25 protein-coding genes and 1 tRNA gene are annotated in these 20,367 nt (G+C 46.5%); 18 read left to right on the forward strand and 8 right to left on the reverse strand.

Annotated elements, in window-relative coordinates:
• Positions 1-69: 69 nt before the first annotated feature.
• From J5069_RS08715 to J5069_RS08725, 3 genes are all read right to left on the reverse strand, one after another.
• Complete coding sequence (locus J5069_RS08715) at positions 70-294, reverse strand: hypothetical protein (protein WP_319801667.1); 225 nt, start codon at positions 292-294, stop codon at positions 70-72.
• Positions 295-425: 131 nt separating this feature from the next.
• Positions 426-959 carry a YmfL family putative regulatory protein gene (locus J5069_RS08720; RefSeq protein ID WP_264643438.1) on the reverse strand — a complete coding sequence of 178 codons (534 nt, stop codon included), beginning with the start codon at positions 957-959 and terminating at the stop codon, positions 426-428.
• Between the two features lie 50 nt (positions 960-1,009).
• The gene (locus J5069_RS08725) at positions 1,010-1,216 is read right to left on the reverse strand and encodes a Cro/CI family transcriptional regulator (RefSeq protein ID WP_264643439.1); all 207 of its coding nucleotides are present in this window, start codon (positions 1,214-1,216) and stop codon (positions 1,010-1,012) included.
• 109 nt (positions 1,217-1,325) lie between these two features.
• Here J5069_RS08725 and J5069_RS08730 point away from each other — a divergent pair, with 109 nt between their 5' ends.
• Together J5069_RS08730 and J5069_RS08735 are read left to right on the forward strand one after the other, a co-directional pair.
• Positions 1,326-2,036: a LexA family protein gene (locus J5069_RS08730; protein WP_264643440.1), complete on the forward strand. Its 711-nt coding sequence runs from the start codon at positions 1,326-1,328 to the stop codon at positions 2,034-2,036.
• Between the two features lie 438 nt (positions 2,037-2,474).
• Positions 2,475-2,951 (forward strand): hypothetical protein, encoded by a 477-nt coding sequence (locus J5069_RS08735; protein ID WP_264643441.1) that lies wholly within the window; start codon positions 2,475-2,477, stop codon positions 2,949-2,951.
• On the opposite strand, the gene J5069_RS08740 is transcribed toward J5069_RS08735, so the two are convergent.
• The gene (locus tag J5069_RS08740) at positions 2,932-3,849 is read right to left on the reverse strand and encodes a hypothetical protein (RefSeq protein WP_264643442.1); all 918 of its coding nucleotides are present in this window, start codon (positions 3,847-3,849) and stop codon (positions 2,932-2,934) included. The genes J5069_RS08735 and J5069_RS08740 overlap by 20 nt on opposite strands.
• 316 nt (positions 3,850-4,165) lie before the next feature.
• Here J5069_RS08740 and J5069_RS08745 point away from each other — a divergent pair, with 316 nt between their 5' ends.
• The 10 genes from J5069_RS08745 to J5069_RS08790 all read left to right on the forward strand — a co-directional run bounded on the left by J5069_RS08745 (position 4,166) and on the right by J5069_RS08790 (position 10,961).
• Positions 4,166-4,687, forward strand: coding sequence for an HD family hydrolase (locus J5069_RS08745; RefSeq protein ID WP_264643443.1), 522 nt, complete (start codon positions 4,166-4,168; stop codon positions 4,685-4,687).
• A 359-nt stretch (positions 4,688-5,046) separates the two neighbouring features.
• Positions 5,047-5,418: a hypothetical protein gene (locus tag J5069_RS08750; protein ID WP_264643444.1), complete on the forward strand. Its 372-nt coding sequence runs from the start codon at positions 5,047-5,049 to the stop codon at positions 5,416-5,418.
• Positions 5,419-5,480: 62 nt separating this feature from the next.
• Positions 5,481-6,293, forward strand: coding sequence for a YfdQ family protein (locus J5069_RS08755; RefSeq protein WP_264643445.1), 813 nt, complete (start codon positions 5,481-5,483; stop codon positions 6,291-6,293).
• Between the two features lie 80 nt (positions 6,294-6,373).
• Complete coding sequence (locus J5069_RS08760; RefSeq protein WP_264643446.1) at positions 6,374-7,216, forward strand: ParB/RepB/Spo0J family partition protein; 843 nt, start codon at positions 6,374-6,376, stop codon at positions 7,214-7,216.
• A gap of 237 nt (positions 7,217-7,453) precedes the next feature.
• Positions 7,454-7,693 carry a DUF4060 family protein gene (locus J5069_RS08765; protein ID WP_264643447.1) on the forward strand — a complete coding sequence of 80 codons (240 nt, stop codon included), beginning with the start codon at positions 7,454-7,456 and terminating at the stop codon, positions 7,691-7,693.
• Positions 7,690-8,160: a hypothetical protein gene (locus J5069_RS08770; protein ID WP_264643448.1), complete on the forward strand. Its 471-nt coding sequence runs from the start codon at positions 7,690-7,692 to the stop codon at positions 8,158-8,160. The genes J5069_RS08765 and J5069_RS08770 overlap by 4 nt, the downstream gene beginning before the upstream one ends.
• 81 nt (positions 8,161-8,241) lie before the next feature.
• Positions 8,242-8,550: a hypothetical protein gene (locus tag J5069_RS08775; protein ID WP_264643449.1), complete on the forward strand. Its 309-nt coding sequence runs from the start codon at positions 8,242-8,244 to the stop codon at positions 8,548-8,550.
• A 9-nt stretch (positions 8,551-8,559) separates the two neighbouring features.
• Complete coding sequence (locus tag J5069_RS08780) at positions 8,560-8,817, forward strand: hypothetical protein (protein ID WP_264643450.1); 258 nt, start codon at positions 8,560-8,562, stop codon at positions 8,815-8,817.
• Between the two features lie 12 nt (positions 8,818-8,829).
• Positions 8,830-10,641 carry a hypothetical protein gene (locus tag J5069_RS08785; RefSeq protein ID WP_264643451.1) on the forward strand — a complete coding sequence of 604 codons (1,812 nt, stop codon included), beginning with the start codon at positions 8,830-8,832 and terminating at the stop codon, positions 10,639-10,641.
• Positions 10,642-10,691: 50 nt separating this feature from the next.
• Positions 10,692-10,961, forward strand: coding sequence for a hypothetical protein (locus J5069_RS08790; RefSeq protein WP_264643452.1), 270 nt, complete (start codon positions 10,692-10,694; stop codon positions 10,959-10,961).
• Positions 10,962-11,369: 408 nt separating this feature from the next.
• On the opposite strand, the gene J5069_RS08800 is transcribed toward J5069_RS08790, so the two are convergent.
• Entirely contained in the window at positions 11,370-12,542 is a 1,173-nt protein-coding gene (locus tag J5069_RS08800; protein ID WP_264643454.1) for a tyrosine-type recombinase/integrase, read from the reverse strand.
• 193 nt (positions 12,543-12,735) lie between these two features.
• On the opposite strand from J5069_RS08800, the gene J5069_RS08805 reads away from it, so the two are divergent.
• The 3 genes from J5069_RS08805 to J5069_RS08815 all read left to right on the forward strand — a co-directional run bounded on the left by J5069_RS08805 (position 12,736) and on the right by J5069_RS08815 (position 14,840).
• Positions 12,736-12,810, forward strand: a tRNA-Arg gene (locus tag J5069_RS08805).
• 589 nt (positions 12,811-13,399) lie between these two features.
• Complete coding sequence (locus tag J5069_RS08810) at positions 13,400-14,296, forward strand: hypothetical protein (protein ID WP_264643455.1); 897 nt, start codon at positions 13,400-13,402, stop codon at positions 14,294-14,296.
• Complete coding sequence (locus J5069_RS08815) at positions 14,283-14,840, forward strand: hypothetical protein (protein WP_264643456.1); 558 nt, start codon at positions 14,283-14,285, stop codon at positions 14,838-14,840. Before J5069_RS08810 ends, J5069_RS08815 begins: the two co-directional genes overlap by 14 nt.
• A 50-nt stretch (positions 14,841-14,890) precedes the next feature.
• Here J5069_RS08815 and J5069_RS08820 read toward each other — a convergent pair whose 3' ends face one another.
• The 3 genes from J5069_RS08820 to cspG all read right to left on the reverse strand — a co-directional run bounded on the left by J5069_RS08820 (position 14,891) and on the right by cspG (position 16,144).
• Positions 14,891-15,187 carry a hypothetical protein gene (locus J5069_RS08820; protein ID WP_264643457.1) on the reverse strand — a complete coding sequence of 99 codons (297 nt, stop codon included), beginning with the start codon at positions 15,185-15,187 and terminating at the stop codon, positions 14,891-14,893.
• Positions 15,188-15,718: 531 nt separating this feature from the next.
• Positions 15,719-15,913 carry a cold-shock protein gene (locus J5069_RS08825; protein WP_264643776.1) on the reverse strand — a complete coding sequence of 65 codons (195 nt, stop codon included), beginning with the start codon at positions 15,911-15,913 and terminating at the stop codon, positions 15,719-15,721.
• A gap of 18 nt (positions 15,914-15,931) precedes the next feature.
• Positions 15,932-16,144 (reverse strand): cold shock protein CspG, encoded by a 213-nt coding sequence (gene cspG, locus J5069_RS08830; RefSeq protein WP_195314187.1) that lies wholly within the window; start codon positions 16,142-16,144, stop codon positions 15,932-15,934.
• A 559-nt stretch (positions 16,145-16,703) separates the two neighbouring features.
• Between cspG and J5069_RS08835 the strand changes: the two genes are divergently transcribed.
• The 3 genes from J5069_RS08835 to J5069_RS08845 all read left to right on the forward strand — a co-directional run bounded on the left by J5069_RS08835 (position 16,704) and on the right by J5069_RS08845 (position 20,268).
• On the forward strand, positions 16,704-17,642 hold the full coding sequence (locus J5069_RS08835; protein WP_264643458.1) for a DUF1266 domain-containing protein: 939 nt from the start codon (positions 16,704-16,706) through the stop codon (positions 17,640-17,642).
• A 260-nt stretch (positions 17,643-17,902) separates the two neighbouring features.
• The gene (locus J5069_RS08840; protein WP_264643459.1) at positions 17,903-18,628 is read left to right on the forward strand and encodes a hypothetical protein; all 726 of its coding nucleotides are present in this window, start codon (positions 17,903-17,905) and stop codon (positions 18,626-18,628) included.
• Positions 18,629-18,831: 203 nt separating this feature from the next.
• Positions 18,832-20,268, forward strand: coding sequence for an MFS transporter (locus J5069_RS08845; RefSeq protein WP_264643460.1), 1,437 nt, complete (start codon positions 18,832-18,834; stop codon positions 20,266-20,268).
• The last annotated feature ends 99 nt before the right edge of the window (positions 20,269-20,367 follow it).

Genomic DNA, 20,367 nt, shown 5'->3' on the forward strand with positions numbered 1-20,367 from the left:
CGATCTCCCCCCTTTCCCCCCTCTTACCCCGCCCCTCTCCCCCGCATAAAAAAACACCTGTTAAAAAATTCATGCTGCAATCCTCACGACAGGGGCCAACGGTGGCAGTGAAGTCATGCCCTGATTGGCTCTGGCGTAGCGTTCTACGTACAACCGCAAACGCGTATTTGCCTCCCTGCGTCCCGCGTTTTCCTTGCGGTAAGAAACCGGCTCAGCGTCATATGCGGTCTGGTACGACTCCGCGTAGGCATGCGCGATTTTTTCCCGCTGACCACGCGGTAACTTTCCCAACATTTCCTGAATCCAAGCGCCATCCTCACGGCAATACGCGACTGGCATAACAGGTTTCACAAAGTTGAATGTGTCCATCTGGCACCTCCGAAAGCATTAAACGGTTGTGTTGTTAAGGCAGATGGCCACCAGCACTATTCGCGCGGATGTGGGATGATTTGGGGCATACAGGGTTGCTCAGATGAAGGGCAAAAAACGCTGTAGAGCAACACGATGCTCTCTTGGAATTTAGTAATGACTTGGTAGCCGTTTTCGTCGATAGCACGCCGTTCGTCAGCGTCTATAACGCCATCTTCAGTGGCCCGACGAATTAGCTCAGAATGTTTACCGATAAACTCTATGGCTTCCATCAGCCGCATATTCACATCGCCATTCTCGATCTCTTCGATACTCGGAAGGCGCACGTTAACGCTGTTTGACTGCCGGGAAACCGCATCAGCAAACAAGGTTGTTCCACCAGCTTGCTGTAATACCATCAGCCAGCCGATCGGGAAGATTTGGTTACTGTCCGGGCGCAAGCGGTTAAACAGCGCATTTTCAGTAACCCCTAACCATTCAGCAGCCTCGGCATATCCACCAGGCAAGCCCGTAATGATTTTTCTGGCTACAGCGATCACCCATTCGGGCTGTTTCTCTGCCTGCCAATCTGCTGGTCTAGTCTGTGACACAGTTGATCTCTCCTGGCTGTGGTTACGGAAAATTTGTTCACGACCGATAATTAGCTAAGAGATTGAGATTCATGCTTAGCTCGTGGAAATGGGCATACTTCTTCTGCGTTAACGCTGCCATCAGGCTTTTTGGTGACGAAAATTTTTCGTCCTGTTCTTACAGCCTTGCTGATAGCGGTTTGATGCACTCCGATCAAATCAGCAGCTTTGGCTTGCCCACTCTCTTTAACGAACTCTGCGAGTGTTAGTTTTTGCATTGATTGACTCCATGAACGAATGCCATGAAAGGAATATTACCCAAAGTATTAAATTAATCAATACTTGCGGTATTTTAATTTTTAATAACTCCGGTATTAGAATGAGGGGATGGAAAAGAAAAAGTCATTGACGCCAGAACAGCTCGAAGACGCCAAGCGCCTAAAAGCTTTGTATGAGTCGAAGAAAAAATCATTGGGGATAACCCAGCAGCATATTGCCGATGAGTTGGACATAACTCAGGGGGCCGTAGGGCATTATCTTAACGGCAGAAACTCTCTGAACGTGCCAGTAGCATCTGCGTTTGCGAAAATCCTTCAAATATCAATATCTGACTTTAGCCCTTCATTGTCCAGAGAAGCGGCGGGATACTCCACCTCTGCTGATAGCAATGTGTCTATAGTTTCAAGATACAAGCCAGGTCAAGAGTATCCTCTGATCAGCAAAGTTCAAGCTGGGGCTTGGAACGAAGCCGTTGAAGCATACACTCTGCGGGATGTTGACCACTGGTATGAATCTGATGCACACATTCAGGGTCAGGGATTTTGGTTACTCGTTGATGGTGAATCAATGACATCACCGTCAGGACTAAGCATTCCTGAAGGTACCTTGGTTCTCTTCGACACCGGAAGAGAAGCAGTCAACGGCAGTTTAGTCGTTGCCAAACTGACCGACTCTAACGAGGCCACGTTTAAGAAATTAATTATTGATGGCGCTCAACGCTATCTCAAAGGGCTTAACCCTTCATGGCCTATGACACCCATCAATGGAAACTGCCGTATCATTGGTGTAGCCATTGAAACGAAGATGCGCCTAGTATAGATATTCATCTGTATTAATTATATTTTTTCGATAGAAAGGTCACATATAGTGGCCTTTACCATCCAACCTCCCCCTCATCACCTACCCAGCGACCAGTATCAACACCAATTGAATAAATCATTTATCACATCTACAGCTGCCACAAACATTACTAAAAATAAATTCTTTTATAAATCATCAAATTAATACCGCGCGTATAATTTTTAATACTTATGGTATTGTCATTTTATAATACCTGCGGTATTTTTAAATCATCGAGACAGCCAACCGTCTCAGATGACCGCTTAGACCCCTGAGCATTGCAAAGCCAGGGCGAGTGCGAGGGGTGTAGGGGTAGTGAGAGCTACGTCGTGACCATAGCAAAGGATTTAGCGGATTTACCCTGCCGATGCTGGTTCAGGTCGGTAGGCATAAAACCACTAAAGCAGAGGTGACAACGTGATTAGTAATCCAAACGTAATCGTTATGCCACGCGGCAAGGGTGATTTTGCCATTGCTGTTACAGATGGAAGTAGTGATTTCAAAGACGCGATGTTGATGGTTGCGGCGGGAAACAAGGAAGAGGGAGAGGACTTTATCGACACAATGGAAAGTGTTCTTTATTTCGCAGCCAAACGAATTATTGAGTTAGAAAAACAAAAGTTATCTGTTATCCAATATGCTGAGAAAGGCTGTGTAGGCCTTGATTTTTACCCTGCAAGTGTTGTTCCTACCTATAAAAAATCATGTGCAGAATGCTTAATATTTAGAGAAGGAGATGGCTACCTTCTTGGAAGGGCTTTTTTTGACGATGAGGAAAAGTTTGTCAGCTTTATCGTACATGCCGTTAACGGTTCAGGTGGAGCGTTACATCCACATGAGTATACTGCTTGGGCGTCCCTGCCAGAGGGTGGGTCTATTTCAAAGAATTTATAAAATTCTCATACAGCGAAAGGTCATTTTTACTTACAGTGTCCATCGGAAGCATCTTCTCGTACAAAGGAAACAGATTTTCTCTGGTTAGAAACTCTATCGCCCTTTCTTTAAGTTCCTTTGCGCGAGTGATTCTTACTTCAATAGCTGATGCAGCCCTACCGATACTGGTTATCTGCCTTTTGCTGGCTTTATCTAGGTCGAGATTTTGGAGTGCGCGAAGGACCTCTTCGATCTCTTCCTGGTAAAGCTTTTTCATATCATTTGAGCTCAGCATTAGATCCACATGCCGAATCTGACCAACAATCAAATATTCAAGTTTATACTTTGGCTTTCCGTCTTTTTTCTCTTCCTCTGTAAGCTCTTTTTCCTCTTTTTGAACCCATTCTTCTTTAGCAACCTTACTGTTTTGGTTAGCTGCCATGCGGATGAGTTCCATTGAGGCAAACCGACCTACAGACAAGGGGTCTCTTAATAGTGCAATTTTTTCTGCAAGCCGAAGGATACCAGTTGTGCCACTCGTAAGATCAGCAGCCTGTCGCCAATAATCAAAAAGGCGAGACTTACGCGTCGCTACAGCCTCTTTGTATATTTCAAAGTCGACCTCTTTCTCTATTTGTTGAATTAATACATCAAATTTTTCTTTGAATATTTTAGAACCACAAATATGCCCTATGCAGGTCTCAAGGTCATCTTCGGTTACAACAATGCCTCCTTTCATGTGCGTAGCATGACAACTTTTTATTCCACACGTTCGTGGGGGCTCGTTTTTATAGTAGCCGATGAGCGCTTTGAGGTTTTTCCCTTTTAGATCGAGGTCTTGAACATAATTGGGACGAGAATAAATTTGCTCCCAATCATCCAGCTTGAGCAAAACACCGCCTTCTTTCACATAAAGCATGTTTTTCCCTTATCGGATTGTAGAGGCTGAATAATAACACAATCGATAGGTCATTTTGCAAACAATCGCAGTATGCATCCCATAACGCTACTCTCTCTAGGAGTTCTCGATGTGCACACAGATAAATGAGCAGGCCAGCCAGCAGCACAACAGGCACCTACTTACTCCCGCACAACATTTACGCCTGGTTAAAAGCATGCGGTCACATTGTGACTACCTCGAACGGTGCGGTATTCCACCAGCAGCACGATTCAATATGGCCATGAGTATTGGCCGTGAACATTACGCCGAAATATCTCAATGAGGAATTATCTCAATGTCATGGATTAGTACTTATACAGGGCGGCATTTTAATTATCAGCAGCCATCACCCGATGATATCTGCATTGAAGATATCGCCCACGCACTTTCCCAAATCAACCGGTTCTGTGGTCACACTCAATACCCCTATTCAGTCGCGCAGCATTCTGTCGGTGTTAGCTACTTAGTCCCACCGGAATTCGCTTTTGAGGCGCTGATGCATGATGCCCATGAGGCGTATGTCACCGACATGATGTCGCCGCTTAAGCGGTTGCTGCTTGATTACCAGCAGGTTGAGGCAGATATAGCGGTGATGGTGCGTATCAAATTCGGCCTTCCCTTCAAAATGAGCGCCGCAGTTAAACACGCGGATTTGGTCATGCTGGCAACTGAAAAAGAAGCACTGCTTCATCCGAGCGCTGGCGAATGGCCGATTCTGAGCGGAATTGAGCCATCCGATCGGTTGATTGTTCAGATGAGTCCGGGCGCTGCAAAGCGCGAATTTATGGCCCGATTCAGCGAGCTATCACCTCAGTAATTTTCGCCTTCACCAGGGCAACTACTGGCGCGGTTTCGCGTCGCCGGATTAGTAACCGGCACACAACAGGGAAGAGCGCTAGCTCATGACAGGCTCATACACCTAATCCATGAGTGGGTTGGTGCAACAACCACAGCGCTCTTCTCGTTGTGGAAACACAACATTCCCTTGTCTGTGTCTTTGGCGGTCAACCGATCTTCTAACCAACCTACGGAGGATGAAGATAATGTTCTGCGGTTGACCGTCCTTTTTATTCACAGAAGGGTGGCGGTTTCACTTAACTCATTTACTACTTGAGTCAATCTGAAAGTCTAAGCCCGTCCCCCTTCACCCTTCTGTGTGTGAAAGGAGAAATAACCATGACTGAAAATGCAGAAAATAAATGCACGCCATTCAGCCAACAGCTTGCCTATATCAATAAAGGCACTCTTGATGCTGAATTAACTGAAACCCTCGCAATGATTATTCAGGCTGTTCGGGAAACCCGTAAAAAAGGCTCAGTAACACTGGTACTAAGCGTCGAAATGCTGAACACCCGTACAGATGACCAAATGAAGGTGACACCGGACATCAAATTCAATAAACCGAAATTGGACCTGGCCGATACCGTCATGTTTTCTACTGCTGATGGCGACCTGCTACGCGATGACCCTGACCAGATGAAAATGGACCTGAAAGTCATCGATACGACAAGCAAGCCAGCGCCCATTTCATTGCAACAACACGGCTAACCAGCTTCATAGCCTAACCACTCTCAAGTAATTCATTTATTACCCAACAAAGGACAATCATTATGTCGCAAGTTGTCGACGGCTCTGCCGTGTCTGCAATCTGTAATTTGGCTATTGCAGCACATAAACCGAATACTTTTATCCCGGTTGCTGTAGTACCAGAAAATCACACCGTTGAATCGCTGGAAGAGTACGGATTAACACCCTCAATTGTTCGCCAGCACGTCAGCCTTGTTTCTGTTTCGTCACTAATCGCCTACGTTAAAAAATACGAAGACGAACGCACCGCTATCTTTGCTGATAATACCAAAACGAAAGTTGTTGCCGTTCTGGATTATCACAAAGCACCCACCCTACCGGAATGGGGGAAACATAAAGCGGTCTATGATTGCCCGTTCTCGAAAGAGTGGCTGGCCTGGACGAAACAGGATGGACAGCCATTGAATCAAATCGTTTTCGGTGAGTTTATCGAAAACCATATCGGCGATATTGCTGCGGTAAGCGAAACCTATCCCGGCCCTTCCGGTGTTGAATTGCTGGAAATGGTTCTGGCGTTCCAGGAGACGCGTAAGTCTGAGTTCAAATCGGTTAAGCGCCTGCATGACGGCACAACTCAGTTTGCGTATACGGATGAGAAAACAGGGGGCGGTAATACCACTCTCCCTGAAAAAATCAGCCTGGCAATTGCGCCATTCCATAACGGCAACCCTTACAAAGTTGATGCACGTTTCCGTTACCGCATCAAAGAAGGCCAGTTAATCCTCTGGTATGAGCTGATCGACCCCGAGAAAATTGTTGAGCACGCATTTAGCGAGATTGTCACCGAATTGCAAAACGCTCTCGAAAATATCCCGGTGTACGAAGGTTCTATCTAACTCCCATCAGTAATAAATGCTGCCTTATGCGCGCCCAGTGGTGCGCATAGTGAAGTATTTACCCGACACAGGAGAACACTATGGCGACCTTATATCAGCGTTACCAAAAGAAAGACGAGTTAAAATCGGATATGACAGCCAGAAAAGCTTATCTGGTGCCAATTGCTGAAATTTACACCGAAGATGGCTACAACGTCCGAGAATTAAATCAGGCGCACGTAGCCGAGTTTAAAGATGCGTTTATGGCTGGCGAATATATCCCGCCACTTGCTGTAGAAATTACTGAACGCGGTGTTAAGGTCATCGATGGTCACCACCGCTATTATGGTGCGCTTGCAGCTACCGAAGCTGGATGTGAAATTCTAAGACTCGAATGTAAGGATTTTATCGGTACAGAAGCCGATAAAATAGCATTTATGGTCACCAGCTCCCAAGGGCTGGCACTTACTCCGTTAGAACGTGGTGCGGCTTATTTTAGACTTGAAAACCAAGGCTGGACCAACGCGCAGATCGCTCAGAAGGTTAAGCGGTCTGAATCCGACATAATACAGCACCTGCAACTTCATAAAGAGTGTTCAGGCTATATAAAAAGTCTGGTAAGGGCTGGTTCTCTGAATTATGCCCTGGCTATCGATATCACTCGGGAACATGGGGTTTATGCTGACACAGTTGTCGCCAAATTCATGGAAAAAGCCGAGTCAGCAGGCAAGAAAAAAATCACAAAGTCGATCGCCAAGCCACAATTCCCCGCAGCAAAAAAAAATCGCCTTATTGAGTTGGTTTATAAGTCAACTAAGCTGATTAGCCAGGACCGGCAACATGACTATTTAATGCTGCCAAAAGGCGTTAAGGATGAGGTAATGGAGATTTTCGAAGCGTACAGAAAATACGTCGAGGATCAAAATGAACCTCAGCCAGAATAGAGCCCCTTTGTGGATTGCTGAAAAAGCAGTGTCTCTGCTAAAGCAAGTTAACACTGGCCGAAAAAATCCATTACGTACCCACGGAAAGAAATATCACACATTGCGGGTTAATAAACGTTGGCGTTTGCTGTCGCATGACGGCAAAAGCTGGAACCTGATAACGCACAACGATTACGACAACCTGATCGACAGATAACGAGCCTTGCCACCAGCAAGGCTTTTTATTCGAGGTTCCCCATGCGTCACATCATTCGGGGCGAACTGACCCCAAGCGAAAGAAGGGCAGCAGAAGAAGCCCTTAACAACCACCAGCAACGATACGGCAATCATGCTCGCCGCAAAACCACCGAAACATACCGCGTAAAAGTTGGTGAAGAAATCGTAGCAGTTGAAATAGCAAACAGGACTGCCTCTTACGTTGCCACTGTAATGAATCACCATCGCTCACTGCAAAGTATGTGTGGGGTTCCAGCATGACGACATTCCAAATAACAATGGCCCGCCCGGACGAAGACGAAATGAAGCTGTTTTGGAAGCTGTTTCACGCCGCGGAGCGGGTAGATGACCGTTGGCACGGCAACACAGTGCCGGGCATTGCCGAAGAACTGGCGCGCACTGACCTCACGCGCGAAGAGAAAATGTTTCTCCTGCGCGCCTGGCAGGTGTTGGTAGACGGTCACGGCGGCTTTGGCCGTCTCATGGGTGCGTTCGATACCTACGTTCATAACTTCCAAAATGCCGGTGTCGATTACGTGGACCTCAAGCCATCTCTGCAAGAGCTGTTCAGTGACGGTCACATCCTGCCGGTAGTGCTCGAAGCCTATGAGGAAGCCAAGGCATCAATCCCTCACCACAACGGGATGATGCAGTTATCACAGGCTTTAGCCTCAGCAAACCGCCGCATCAAAGAACTTGAAGCGCAAATACGCGGAGGTGGGGTGTGAGTGATAAGAAAATAATGGCGGTGTGGACAATTGAACTTAACGTTAACTGTCCGAAATGCGAACACAGATTTGATATTACCGATGAGCCAGATTTTTGGGAGTTCGCCGGAATTAAGCATGCTGGGCAGGAAAAAGAAAACTGCGAGGCCACGTGCCCAAAATGCGGGCATGAATTCAAATGTGACTTTGTGTATTGATGAGGGGTATATGGCGAAGCGTAAGTCAAACCGTCAGGCCCGTTTGTTGCTGTACGTGCCGATCGCTGGATATGGGGAATGCTTCAAAATCAGCAACCGGCGCTGGCAAGTGTACAGCTTGAATCATCCATTCGTTTGGCAGCACGTCAAGCCGTCCCGCCGCCAAAGACGTGCTGGGAAAACCAACTTTTAGGTAAATAACATGGCTGAATTAACAAAAGAAGAAAAAGCCTGGGTGAAGAAAGTAAATGCCCTGCTTGCTAAATGCCCGTCAGATCGAATTGGGTTTTATACCGTTGGTGACACAACTGTATTCCTGTTCGACGTGACACGGATTGATGATGTTACCAACGCTATGGATAGTGGTAGTAAAGATTTCGGACAATGCGTTGAAGATTTAGACGCTGGGTTTGACGAAAGCCTGAGATTCCCTGAATCAGTAGAAAGCGTGGCGGGATAAGGACTAAATAACATGAATACTTTGACTAATGAAATTGTTAGCGAAGAACGCCTATGTGAGTTATTCGCCTCATTTGCTGACGACAAGCATATTCAAGAGCAGTTTGGCGACGGTGATTATGCGAACGAATCAGGCGATATCATGAGCATAATCGCAGAAGTAAAAGCACTCCGCGCACAACTGGCTAGCCTACCCGCTGACTGGTCTAAGGATAGCAGCCTTGAAACGTGGTTCCCGCTGAGTGCTGAGCATATCGCCCGGTTAGAAGCACAACTGGCAGAGCTGCGGGGGCAAGCGTCGCAAAGTAATCCGCCAGAGCATCTGTTACCCAAAGGGAATGCCAGGGATGTGGCATGGCGCAGAGGTGCATTTATTGAAGGATGGAAAGCCCGCCCCGTTCCACCAGCCGAAAATATACTTTTCGAGCCTGAACCAACGGACTCAGCGAATGCCCCTCTCAGTTTTAGTCCCGATCAAGATACTGCATGGGTTGTTGGCGCAGAGTGGATGCGGGAGGCATTTAAGAAAGCCAACAAGCACTTAAAATTGGCAGGGGATGATGACCATTCCCCGCAAACTGTAAGTCAGCCGGTTGCATGGCAATGGTTCTATCTCAAACAGTGGCATGTCACTAATGACCCTGAACGCGCGCGTGATGTAGCAGAGGGTGGCGTTGAGGTTCAGCCTCTTGGCGTTTGCTCAGCAAGCCAGCCATCCTATCGTGACGGCATCGAGGCCGCTGCAAAATGGCTGGATAAGCAGCGAGAGTCATTCGATAACGAGCATGGAAGGCATGATCCGGATACCGGCACGTTTGAGTTCGGCAGCGATGCTCAACTGGAACATTCCAGCACGCTAGCAGAGTTGTCCGAAGGTATCCGTGCTCTACAACCAGCCGCAAGCCAGCCGGTTGCATGGCGATGGTTTGACGGTCGCGGATACAACTCAACTACCGATAAGAAACAGGCTGACGAGTTGGTCAAGGATGGTGTGTCCGTGGAAGCGCTCGGCCCACTCCAGGCACCAGCCGCAAGCCAGCCTGTGACAGACTGGAAAGACGAGTTTTCCGGGGCATGCCTCACTCTCGCGACAATTACCGATCTGCTCGACATTCCAGCAGATGACGTAAACGGAGAACCGTCGCAGATATTCGACGCTATCGAAGCGCTGAAACAGCGCGCAAGCCAGCCTTACACGGTGCCGATTGGTGGCGTAACGGCAGAACACCAGCGCGTTATTGAAATGCTGCTCAAAGTTTGCGGGGCCGCATTCGAACTTGCTGATGATACCTGTGAGCAAGAGGTTGATGGCGAACAGTGCATTACCGCCTCAAGCGATTCTTTTGCGAAACTTTCCGACGCTCTGGATGAAATTGAGAACACCTTACCGACCGAAGATGCTGATAGACCGGATGTGTTTCTTGCTTGGGCGGCAATGCCTCGTGCGGCGCTGAAATCAATTCTCCAGTCTGGCAACTCTCCTGCGTGGATTGGCATAGATTGGGCTAAAGGGTGCGGGCCGGTCGCTCATGTTGATGAAAGAGCTAAGGGGCATGGCTCCATATGCTGGACAAAAACAGGGCGAGAACTAAACCTCAAGCATGGAACACCTCTTTTTGTTGGCAACTCTCCGGTAATTCCGGATGGTTGGGTGCCGGAAGGGTATGCGCTGGTGCCGGTTGAACCGACGCCAGAGATGATAGCGGCGGCGATGAATTCTGATGATGTTACGTTTGATACAAAAGACGAAACATTATTCTACGTTCATCATGATGCCATTTACGCAGCAATGATTGCCGCAGCTCCGCAACATAGGGGGGAATAAATTACTGTTATACAGTGTTTACAGCTATGCTCTCGTCATGAGAGGTGTGTATGCGGAAATTTGTGAGCGGTGGCGTGGTTTTTCTCTTCCCGGCAACCGGGGAATTCGTCGGCGATGTAAGAACGAATGATGGCTCGAAACCTGGCTATCTAATCAGGGAGGGCGACGGCGGTCAGTGGCAAGCTCAGCGCTTTGAAAATGGCGTGTGGCTGGATATAGAAGATAAGCAGTTTGAGACAGAAAACGAGGCATTCAACATCGCATATGACCACTACCTATCGGAACAGGAGAGGATGCGAAGGTTGTTTGCAAAAGAATAGGCCCGTACCTGCCAAATTCCAACGACCCTCGCTATCAGCAAATGGCTGATGCCAACGGAAAGAAATAATCATATCAACCATAGAGAAACCGCCTACATGGCGGTTTTTTGTTGCCAGGAGAAAGTATGGATCACCTGATGATCGACATTGAGACAATGGGCAATAACACGCAGGCACCAGGCTAAGTACGTATCTGCTATCTGGCAGCGCTTGTTTGCGCCCCACCAGCGCGAGGACTAATTATGCAAATTGAATTTATGACCGAAGAGGAAGTGTCTGCCCTTATCAAAAAGAAGAGAACTGCAATTTGGCGTTTAAGAAAAGAGTGTGGTTTCCCTCAGCCAGTACTAACTTACCCATCTCGTTATAACCGTTTCGAGGTAGAACGGTGGCTCGCTGAGGGCGGAGTTAACCGCCAAGTTTCTTAACGTGCCAGAATATCTTTTCTGCATACAACTCATAAGCAGTTTTCTGCTCATCAAGCCAGTCGTGTTTGTTATACACGGCCATCACACCTCCCAGTTCATGCCCCAGCATTTTTTCTATCACATGGGGCATAACTCCCTCCCCTGATAAATTTGTCGCCAGTGAGCGCCGGAAATCGTGCGTTCTCCACTCGGGAATGTCTATCTTCTCCCTCAGCTTTCTCATGTATAGATTTGCCGAAGAAATATCGATGGGTTTATCCAACTCTTGACCCGGAAACAACACAGCATTACCGCTGTTAAGAAGCCGCTCAACATATGGCTTAACGTGATCAAAGATCGGCCGCCGTATAACATTTCCCATCTTTGAATGACCGCTGGGCGTTATCCAGATCATATCTTCAAAATTGAACTCACTTGAAGTTGATAGGCGTAGCTCCGATAAGCGGGGCCCCCATAGCATTAACAGTTGGTGAAGCTCCCTGTTGGATGATGTGATTTTTGAATTTTCTAAGGCTATCCAGACCTTAGCAAGTTCTGTATACGTCAAAACTCGACTGCCGATATCTGGTTTTTTACCAATATTTTTGACGCTTAGTTTTGATAACTCACATGATGGGATCAACTGTCTGCTTATGCACCAGTTTATTACTGATCTCAACTGGACAAGTAATACGCGAGCCTTCTTGCTGTTGGCCTTTTCTTGTTTATCGAAGAATCTCACCCACATTGCGACAGGGATGTTTTGTGCAGGCATTTCCTCAAATTGCGTGTACATAGTGTTGTACACAACAGAACGGTACAATGTTTGTGTGTTTGGCTTGAGTGTTGATGCATACTTGTCCCACCACTGGTCCAGGCATTCCTTAAGCGTCAACATACCGTCACTGCGGGCAAAATAATTTTTGGGGTTTATACCCTTCATGTACAATGTACGCATCTCACCAACGATAACGCGTGCATCTTTAAGGGTTGTGACTGGATACCGACCAACAGTGAGACGAACGGGCTTACCATTCCAGCGGTAACGAAACTGGAAGGTTACCGTGCCAGACGGGGTTATGCGGGCGCTAAGGCCGTCACCGTCAGTGATCTCCGGTGGACCTTCATACGCTTTACCGTTGATGCTGCGTAGCTTTGTGTCACTGAGTGCCATGCTTATATCCTGTACACACTAAACAGGGGCATTGTGTACTCAATATGTACGCAATAGCAAGTGAACAAACCGACGAAAAAGAAAAACAACAGTGAACAAAAACGGACTAAGCAGCACAAAGCAATTGATGCAAAGAGGCAATTCGAGGTAGGATACAAACAGGGGTGAAATGGTCAAAACAACCCTAAACAATGTCTCCATAGTTAAATGGATATAACGAGCCCCTCCTAAGGGCTAATTGCAGGTTCGATTCCTGCTGGGGACACCAGAAGCCTGTTCAGCAACATCCACCGATACCCACCAATCATCTTAAAAACAATGTGTTAACCAATACTCATTGTTCGCCAAAGGTCACTCCCCCCTACATTAACGTTACTTTGTTGGTATATCTGTTGGTATCGTAAGCTCGGTATGCGTTGTACCCACATCAGGAGGCGCAACCGATGGCGCTAAATGGTGTAAAAGTGTGGTGGCTCTTTTCCCTTTGTTCAGCCCCGCGTAAAGTAGAGTTTTTGGCCCTTTACCTCCGTCAAAAAAAGGTCATCTGGCGTGAAAAAGGCTGGTTATACCGAAGAGCAGATGGCGTTGTCCCTGAAACAGGCCAAACTTCGTCAAAGTGGTATGTGCAAGTGTTTCACTTTGCGGGTAGTTGAATTCTAAAGATAGACGAGCCGAAACCTGTAGTAATATATTAAACACCCCCAATATTACCCCAAACAAATGAAAAAGAATCGTTTTTCTAAAATGAAACCCCGGGGTTCAACATCCAATAAGGAACAGCTTCCTCAATTGATCTATTATTATATTTATAGTAGTGTTTAAAGTCAGGGATTTAAACTTTTAGCCTGTGAGGGAACATGGGAAATGGAAACAATATATACCGGTGGTGTACAGGCAAAACTCTCGAGGAAGTACATGGGTTAAGGAGTCAGTCACAATCCTACTTCAGGGATGATCCTGTTTATCTCGCCCCCAAAAAAGGCGAGTGGATTAGTCCGATTGGGCAATGTCAACTTGAGATAAACCCAATTGCAAATGGTGTATTTATTTGGACTGAAACGAAAGGGGCCGGACATGTCTTCGTTTCAGTTCATGATAATAATAATGCTTATGTTTATACATACGGCCGATTTGGCAGACGATGGTTTGGGTCCCTTTTAGGCGATGGGATTCTTAATTTTTTGAAATATGAAGATGCGAGGATGTATTACAGGAATGAGTTGTACAGAATGGAAGCCAACGTGTTTCGCATCGATGATGCAGATATACTTATCACGCGCAATTATTTTGAACGCCTGTGGGAAGATAGCGTACCCGTAATCCAGACATCAGAAATGCGCAATGTAACTAAAGCACGTGGTAAAATCATTGATCAGTACGATGTTACTGGCAAAAACTGCACCACACACACCACTGATGGCATTAAATTTTCTGGTTCGAGCGTCTTTGAAGCTGGATATACCACTAACTCTCAGATGCGTGTTGAATTAGAAGAAGATTTCTCTGTCCCAGTATCATTACAGCGTTTTTTGATGAGAAAAAGCACCGAGAGATCATTACAAGTTATTGATATAACCAGTGTGTTTAAAAAGCAATATCCGAATATAGATAACCTTAGCCCAGTTGAGGAGACACCAGGATCCAGGGGAAAGGCAGCCCTCGCAGAAATAGCTTCAGCGTTAGGGTATGGCTCATCTTATTCCGGTGGTTCAGTGGGTGGTTTATTAGGAGGTTTTAGCGATGCTAACCCGTAAAATAAAAACCATCGTGAAATGGTCTGCGATTACATTTATTTCATGTTGCTATTTTATTGCACTTTTTTTTGCCAAAAGAAATTTTTCCGATTTTACAGAAACCGAATCTCGGCGAGTTTCAAGCAGCATGACAATTGGCGAATATCATAATGCAGTGAGTATAGCGCAAGTTAACTCGGGCGTGATAGATGAAGTTGGCTTTTTCGGTTTTTTTATTTGTATTGCATTGATTCTTTTTATATTCAAAAAAAATGATACGATCCAGACAAAAAGAAACGGGTCAATGTTTTTTTTAAGATGGGGTGGCATTATATTTATATTGTCATGTTATCTGATAGGGGTTTTTATATCATTGCAGCCCATGTCTGTTTTTATGGAAAACGAAACGCTACAGCTTTCAAATCCTGTTTCAGCACAGGTTTACTCATACTCGCTTCAACAGATAAAAGAAGCATCAGACCGTATTTTCTATGGTTATGTATATGGATTCTTAGTATGTATGCCATTAATAACAATCCTGTTTAAAAAGGTCCGCACCACATAAGAGACACTTTTTAGAGAAAATCATCTCAGCAAGACCTTTTCAAACTATTTTTAGTGGGTCGCTTTTTTAGTTCCGTTTTTATGCGTGTAGGGATTGTAATTCCCTTTAGTGCTAAAATTATTATATTGCGTAGAATCTTTTGTTGTCCTCTTATACGGAGAGACATATGTGCCATTGTTTTTAACGTACCCATTGACTCTTTCATGGCTTGAACTACTACCAGTGCTGTAGCTATAACTCTTCGGCGCTTTATAGGCTCCCTTATAGGATGAATGGTGTCCGCCTCCTTTTGCAAAAGCACCTGTAGTGAGAGCAATAAAACAAAATGCAATAATTACCTTGATCATGATTATCACCATTAACGAGTATAAATAAGCCTGGCCTCTTGTTGTACTCTGCTCTCGTTCCTGAGGTATTCATTCCTTGACCTGGCTCGCCTGATACTTACCGGCCTTGACTGAAGTATCAACCAACACGTGCATTCTCACTGTTCTGGAACCAGCGCGCTTTGCCAGTGTAGTGATATCTCACGGGTAAATCTGTATTACGTAGCAGGATTTTGGTTTTCTCTCAGACAGACCCAAAGTCTGCCCCGCCTAAGCCACCATTGTGCTACGAATAGGATTCGTAAAGTATGGATGTGCCGAGGCTACGATACAAAAAAGACGCATGTCGCGTCTGGTATCGTCGATAGTAAACACAGGTTTCCACGTCCGGCTGCCGATTTTGCGGCAACAGGCAATTTTTCATACAACGGGTATAACGTATCAGAAAAACCGCAACACCCGGTTCCTAATACAAAAAACCACACCCCGGTCAATTAGCATTGACGCGCCAGGTGTGGTTTTATTTATACAGAGGTTTTTATTCTGAAATTATCAAGAATAATGCGCCAATAATGTTGGCGTTTTTATTAGCTGTCCTGCGTGCACGGAGCAGTTGCTCTCTGCTTGCATAATGGTTTTGCAAAAAATACATTTCGCACCATGCGGATTCCACGGTGAAACGTCAAAATGCGACGTTCGGTATTGGGAACCGTGACAACACGGACATTTTAGAAATAATGTAGAAATAACGAACCAATCCTTTACTTACAGCGCAACCACGTTCGCGGCTGCTGGGCCTTTAGGGCCATTTTCAATTGAGAATTCAACTTTCTGACCTTCATCCAGAGTACGGAATTCGTTGCTCTGAATAGCAGAAAAATGAACAAAAACATCTTTGCTACCGTCAGTCGGGGAAATGAAGCCAAAACCCTTGTCTGCGTTGAACCATTTTACTAAACCAGTCATTTTGTTAGACATATCTATTACCTTCTTAATGAGCCTTTCGGCGAACAGGGCTTGAGAACAGGATGGAATCAGAGCGTAAAGATGAAACTCAAAAAGAAGGGGTATCGAGGATAACTCTTAGATAGCACTTAGATGTGAGAACTGCTTTAGTAAACTGCGTTGATCATGTCTGCTTATCAAACCGACGCTGTCATTAACGCATAAAATGGTTGGCATTGCAAGGGGTATCAAGAAATCCTGTTTTGCACTGAGGGAGTGACACCTGCAACGCGGGGGCGGCGGTTGCATAGAAAATGTTTGTTTAACCGGGCAGATCTCAGCGGCTTAGCATGAAAATCCGCCACAAATAAAATATTGAGACAATAATATAGCAACAGATTAAATAATTACGCAGCACAATAAATTGCAAAAAAAGAAGCTATCACGCTGGCATTGAATTATCTCTATGAAATTGTTAGATTCACGCCAAATATTTACGCACCCCCTCCCGTTTTACTCGTTCAGGTCATAATGGAAAAAATACCTGTTCAATACCATGGCGTTGTGCAATACACATTTATAAGGAAATTTTATGTTTGATATCTACAAACCTATAATAAAGAAACTGGTTGTCGGCCTTGGCAAAATCGCCATCTTTTTCCTGGTCGTGCACTATTCTCTGCCCTACCTCGAACATATGCTGGGTGCGCGCCTGGACAGCATTCATACCTATTTCCCGTGGGTAATGGGTGCATCCTTAGCGTGGGTAATCCTTCGGTTGTTGCTGAATATTGTGACCAACTATGGTTTCAAGGATGGTATCCCACAATTTTCCAACGGAATAGCCGCCAACATTCGCTATCCGCTCAGAGATGACGCCGATGCGCTGGTGGTGAAGTTATCCGGGTTGATGGATATCTGTGATACCAGAAACAACCGCGCCGATCATGCCAGATCCTACCTCAACAGCCGCGAGGCCTACGACGTCAACATAGAGCCCAACAAAAAAGGCATTATTGATAATTCCGCGTTCGACTATCTGATGCTGAGCTATGACATCGAAAAACGCAGCGAATTGATCGAATTTATTGGCAAATTACTTCAGTCCTTACCGGAAGAAAACAGACCGGAAGCCACATCGGCCTACGGTGAAGCACTGGCTATTCTGGATAAATTTTCGGCGGTAACAGAAACACAGTTGGAAAAGCATCACGAAACTACCCTTCCCTACGTCGCCTTCAATTTACAACGTGCTGCCATGCTGGTCCGGTGGGGCTTCACCTGTAATATGATCAATGAAGAGGAGTGGGATCTGTTTAAAGCAGAAATTCACGCGGCCTATCAGACCTATTTCGGCGATACCGGTTTCGGCAAATTTACCTACGATTACCTGATTGCGGTTTATCTGTTCCACGCCAAAGATAATCTCGATATGGTTCGTGAACGCTTGTACGGGTTAACAGAATTACAGAAAAACAACTATCTCGATTTGTCATGGGAAGCGATCAACGCCCTTTCCAGCGCCAAATAATTAGCTGTTAATAGCCAATACCCTGTTCCAGAATTTGGAATAGGGTTTATTACCTATTCCCCTCAACCACCTGCCGCGCCATTATTACCTTATAAAGGCACTCCATCGCCTTACCCTCTAGAACATTGTGTACAGCCTTTACCTCTTATGTGAGATATAAAAACATGCCACTGCCCATTTCAAACGATACCATCCCCCTACTATCCCCAATATCTCCCCCTTCAGCACAAACCCCTTGTGCGACGCTTATAAAGGAAGCCATGAAGTCACTCCTGTCTTTTCAATTCGGTGATTTCCGCGCCAGGATTGTGGAAATATTCCGAGTGTTGACAGACACCCACGGTGAAAAGCTCACGTGCTCACAGCTTAATCTTCAGTTGGATGCGCTGTTTAGCAAAGAAGAGGGATGGACACACTTGAAAGGGACATCCACATATACCACCGTAGAGCAAACCGTCTATCGCAGCAGGCAGATCGAGGACACCACCTACCTGATAACTGCACCAGCCCACGATCTACTCGACGACCGTAGCAATGAAGCAATACGATCGGGTGGCCATTCAGCCGCCGCACTGTTGGAAGAAATAAAAAAAGAATTTACAAGAGGCAATGTAAAAACCTTAATGCCTATCGCACAAAGTAATCCGCTCGGATGCTTTGGGCTACGCGGCCACTTTGTGCTATGTGAGGTCGATATTCACGAGGGAAAAATCCAGACAATAACCCTGCATGACCCTAAAGCAGGATTAATTGATGGTTTTTATAAGGGTGACAAGCACCTTAATAGGCAGTTTCTCAACCATGAAAGTCTTGGGTTGGACAAAAAAGGTATCCTCACCGCACAGCATCACGGGCATCAGCACCTCTTGAATGGCAATGACTGTGGCCGTTATACCCTTTATTACGTGGACACCATTGTAAAGACCGGCTCTTTAACGCAAGCATCAGCAAAAGAGGCTATGGCATTTTTCACAGCACGGCGTTAAATACACTTACACGTCATTCGCTTGACCATGATTTGCGCAATGCAAATCAACCATGACAGCGCAATGTTTGCATACCAAAAACCCTAACTCTGCTATGGGATTGCAGTTTTCCCCTCGAACCAATAGTGGTATAACACCTTTATAGTGCTGTTATACCATTAAATAATAATATCTTTTTTTATTGTCACGTCAGGGGAATAATTATGGCTGCATCTGATTCCGCGCAGCAGCAAAGCAAACCCGCGTCAGCGCCCATTTCAGGTATCGCCCTGTTGGTAGCCAGCGCTTTCTTTATGGAGTTTCTCGATGGTACGGTGATCGCCACCGCATTGCCCGATATGGCGCGCTCGTTCGGCGTTTCTGCCGTTGACCTTAATATTGGTATTACGGCTTATCTGTTAACGCTGGCGGCGCTGATTCCTGCCAGCGGTTGGGTTGCGGAGCGTTTTGGTGCCAGAACCGTTTTCAGTGCGGCTTTGGCGATATTTACCTTTTCATCATTGCTATGCGGCCTGGCGGAATCCGCAACGCAGTTTGTGTTGTTACGCGTGGTGCAAGGCATTGGCGGTGCCATGATGGTGCCAGTTGGTCGTCTGGTGGTATTGAGAACCACGCCCAAAGACCAACTGATCAAGGCGATCGCCACGCTCACCTGGCCCGCACTGGTGGCACCGATCATCGGGCCGCCGCTGGGAGGGTTCATCACCTCCTACGCCAGTTGGCACTGGATTTTTTTTCTCAACGTGCCCTTGGGGATTATCGCCATTATTATCGCACTGCGTTTAATGCCGAATCAGAAACCGACAGAGAAGCTGCCGTTTGATGGTCGGGGCTTTCTCTCCACCGGGATCACCATGCTGTGCCTGGTTTCCGGGTTGGAAATGCTCAGCCAGCAGCAGAGTCACCCGGCTTATGCCTTTGCCGTCATCGCTGCCGGCATGCTCGCCCTGCTTTGGGCGATAAAACACCTGCGCACCGCGTCTACACCGCTGATTCGCCTCGACGCATTGAGCGTTCCCACCTTCCGCATCACCATGCGCGGAGGATTTGTTTTACGCGCCACCATCAGTTCCGTTCCCTTCCTGCTGCCACTGATGTTTCAGGTTGGATTTGGGATGGATGCCTTTCACGCTGGCGCATTGGTGTTGGCAGTTTTTGCCGGTAACCTGGCGATGAAACCCGCGACAACACCGCTGATCCGCTATTTTGGCTTTAAAAACTTGCTGATTGGTAACGGTATTCTGTGCGTACTGTCATTGTTAGGCTGCGCACTGTTAAGCCCCGATACACCGCAAATGGTCACATTGGTGGTGCTGTTTTTGGGCGGCCTGTTTCGTTCCATGCAATTCACCGGAATCAGTTCATTGGCCTTCGCTGATGTTCCCGCGCAAGAAATGAGCTCAGCCAACACGCTTTTCAGTACCTCGTTGCAGTTGGCTAATGGCCTCGGTATCACGCTCGGCGCGCTGTGCATTCGCTCGGGTGCCTGGCTCAGCGAGACGTTTATGCTGCCCGCCATACCAGGAATCAGTTTTCGCATCGGGTTTGCCCTGATTGCGCTGATTACCGCGCTGGCACTGTGGGATATCATCAAGTTAAGTGCGGACGCGGGCAACAATGTTTCTCGCAAAACTAAATGATTGACCTGCCAGCGAGCCTCTGGTTTTCCATATTGCGCTAGTTTTCGCCGTATTGATTGTTGTGGCCAATTAACGTTGGCCAACTATCAAAAAACGCGC

The organism is Candidatus Symbiopectobacterium sp. NZEC127 (assembly GCF_025962675.1).
Lineage (GTDB): Bacteria > Pseudomonadota > Gammaproteobacteria > Enterobacterales > Enterobacteriaceae > Symbiopectobacterium.

Coding starts and splice junctions, on each gene's coding strand:
- J5069_RS08840 (WP_264643459.1), top strand. CDS start 17,903: ATGAAGTCACTCCTGTCTTTTCAATTCGGTGATTTCCGCGCCAGGATT.
- J5069_RS08780 (WP_264643450.1), top strand. CDS start 8,560: ATGGCTGAATTAACAAAAGAAGAAAAAGCCTGGGTGAAGAAAGTAAAT.
- J5069_RS08820 (WP_264643457.1), bottom strand. CDS start 15,187: ATGATCAAGGTAATTATTGCATTTTGTTTTATTGCTCTCACTACAGGT.
- J5069_RS08765 (WP_264643447.1), top strand. CDS start 7,454: ATGCGTCACATCATTCGGGGCGAACTGACCCCAAGCGAAAGAAGGGCA.
- cspG (WP_195314187.1), bottom strand. CDS start 16,144: ATGTCTAACAAAATGACTGGTTTAGTAAAATGGTTCAACGCAGACAAG.
- J5069_RS08740 (WP_264643442.1), bottom strand. CDS start 3,849: ATGCTTTATGTGAAAGAAGGCGGTGTTTTGCTCAAGCTGGATGATTGG.
- J5069_RS08835 (WP_264643458.1), top strand. CDS start 16,704: ATGTTTGATATCTACAAACCTATAATAAAGAAACTGGTTGTCGGCCTT.
- J5069_RS08800 (WP_264643454.1), bottom strand. CDS start 12,542: ATGGCACTCAGTGACACAAAGCTACGCAGCATCAACGGTAAAGCGTAT.
- J5069_RS08760 (WP_264643446.1), top strand. CDS start 6,374: ATGGCGACCTTATATCAGCGTTACCAAAAGAAAGACGAGTTAAAATCG.
- J5069_RS08815 (WP_264643456.1), top strand. CDS start 14,283: ATGCTAACCCGTAAAATAAAAACCATCGTGAAATGGTCTGCGATTACA.
- J5069_RS08725 (WP_264643439.1), bottom strand. CDS start 1,216: ATGCAAAAACTAACACTCGCAGAGTTCGTTAAAGAGAGTGGGCAAGCC.
- J5069_RS08745 (WP_264643443.1), top strand. CDS start 4,166: ATGTCATGGATTAGTACTTATACAGGGCGGCATTTTAATTATCAGCAG.
- J5069_RS08775 (WP_264643449.1), top strand. CDS start 8,242: ATGAGCCAGATTTTTGGGAGTTCGCCGGAATTAAGCATGCTGGGCAGG.
- J5069_RS08715 (WP_319801667.1), bottom strand. CDS start 294: ATGTTGGGAAAGTTACCGCGTGGTCAGCGGGAAAAAATCGCGCATGCC.
- J5069_RS08785 (WP_264643451.1), top strand. CDS start 8,830: ATGAATACTTTGACTAATGAAATTGTTAGCGAAGAACGCCTATGTGAG.
- J5069_RS08750 (WP_264643444.1), top strand. CDS start 5,047: ATGACTGAAAATGCAGAAAATAAATGCACGCCATTCAGCCAACAGCTT.
- J5069_RS08810 (WP_264643455.1), top strand. CDS start 13,400: ATGGGAAATGGAAACAATATATACCGGTGGTGTACAGGCAAAACTCTC.
- J5069_RS08845 (WP_264643460.1), top strand. CDS start 18,832: ATGGCTGCATCTGATTCCGCGCAGCAGCAAAGCAAACCCGCGTCAGCG.
- J5069_RS08755 (WP_264643445.1), top strand. CDS start 5,481: ATGTCGCAAGTTGTCGACGGCTCTGCCGTGTCTGCAATCTGTAATTTG.
- J5069_RS08770 (WP_264643448.1), top strand. CDS start 7,690: ATGACGACATTCCAAATAACAATGGCCCGCCCGGACGAAGACGAAATG.
- J5069_RS08730 (WP_264643440.1), top strand. CDS start 1,326: ATGGAAAAGAAAAAGTCATTGACGCCAGAACAGCTCGAAGACGCCAAG.
- J5069_RS08790 (WP_264643452.1), top strand. CDS start 10,692: ATGCGGAAATTTGTGAGCGGTGGCGTGGTTTTTCTCTTCCCGGCAACC.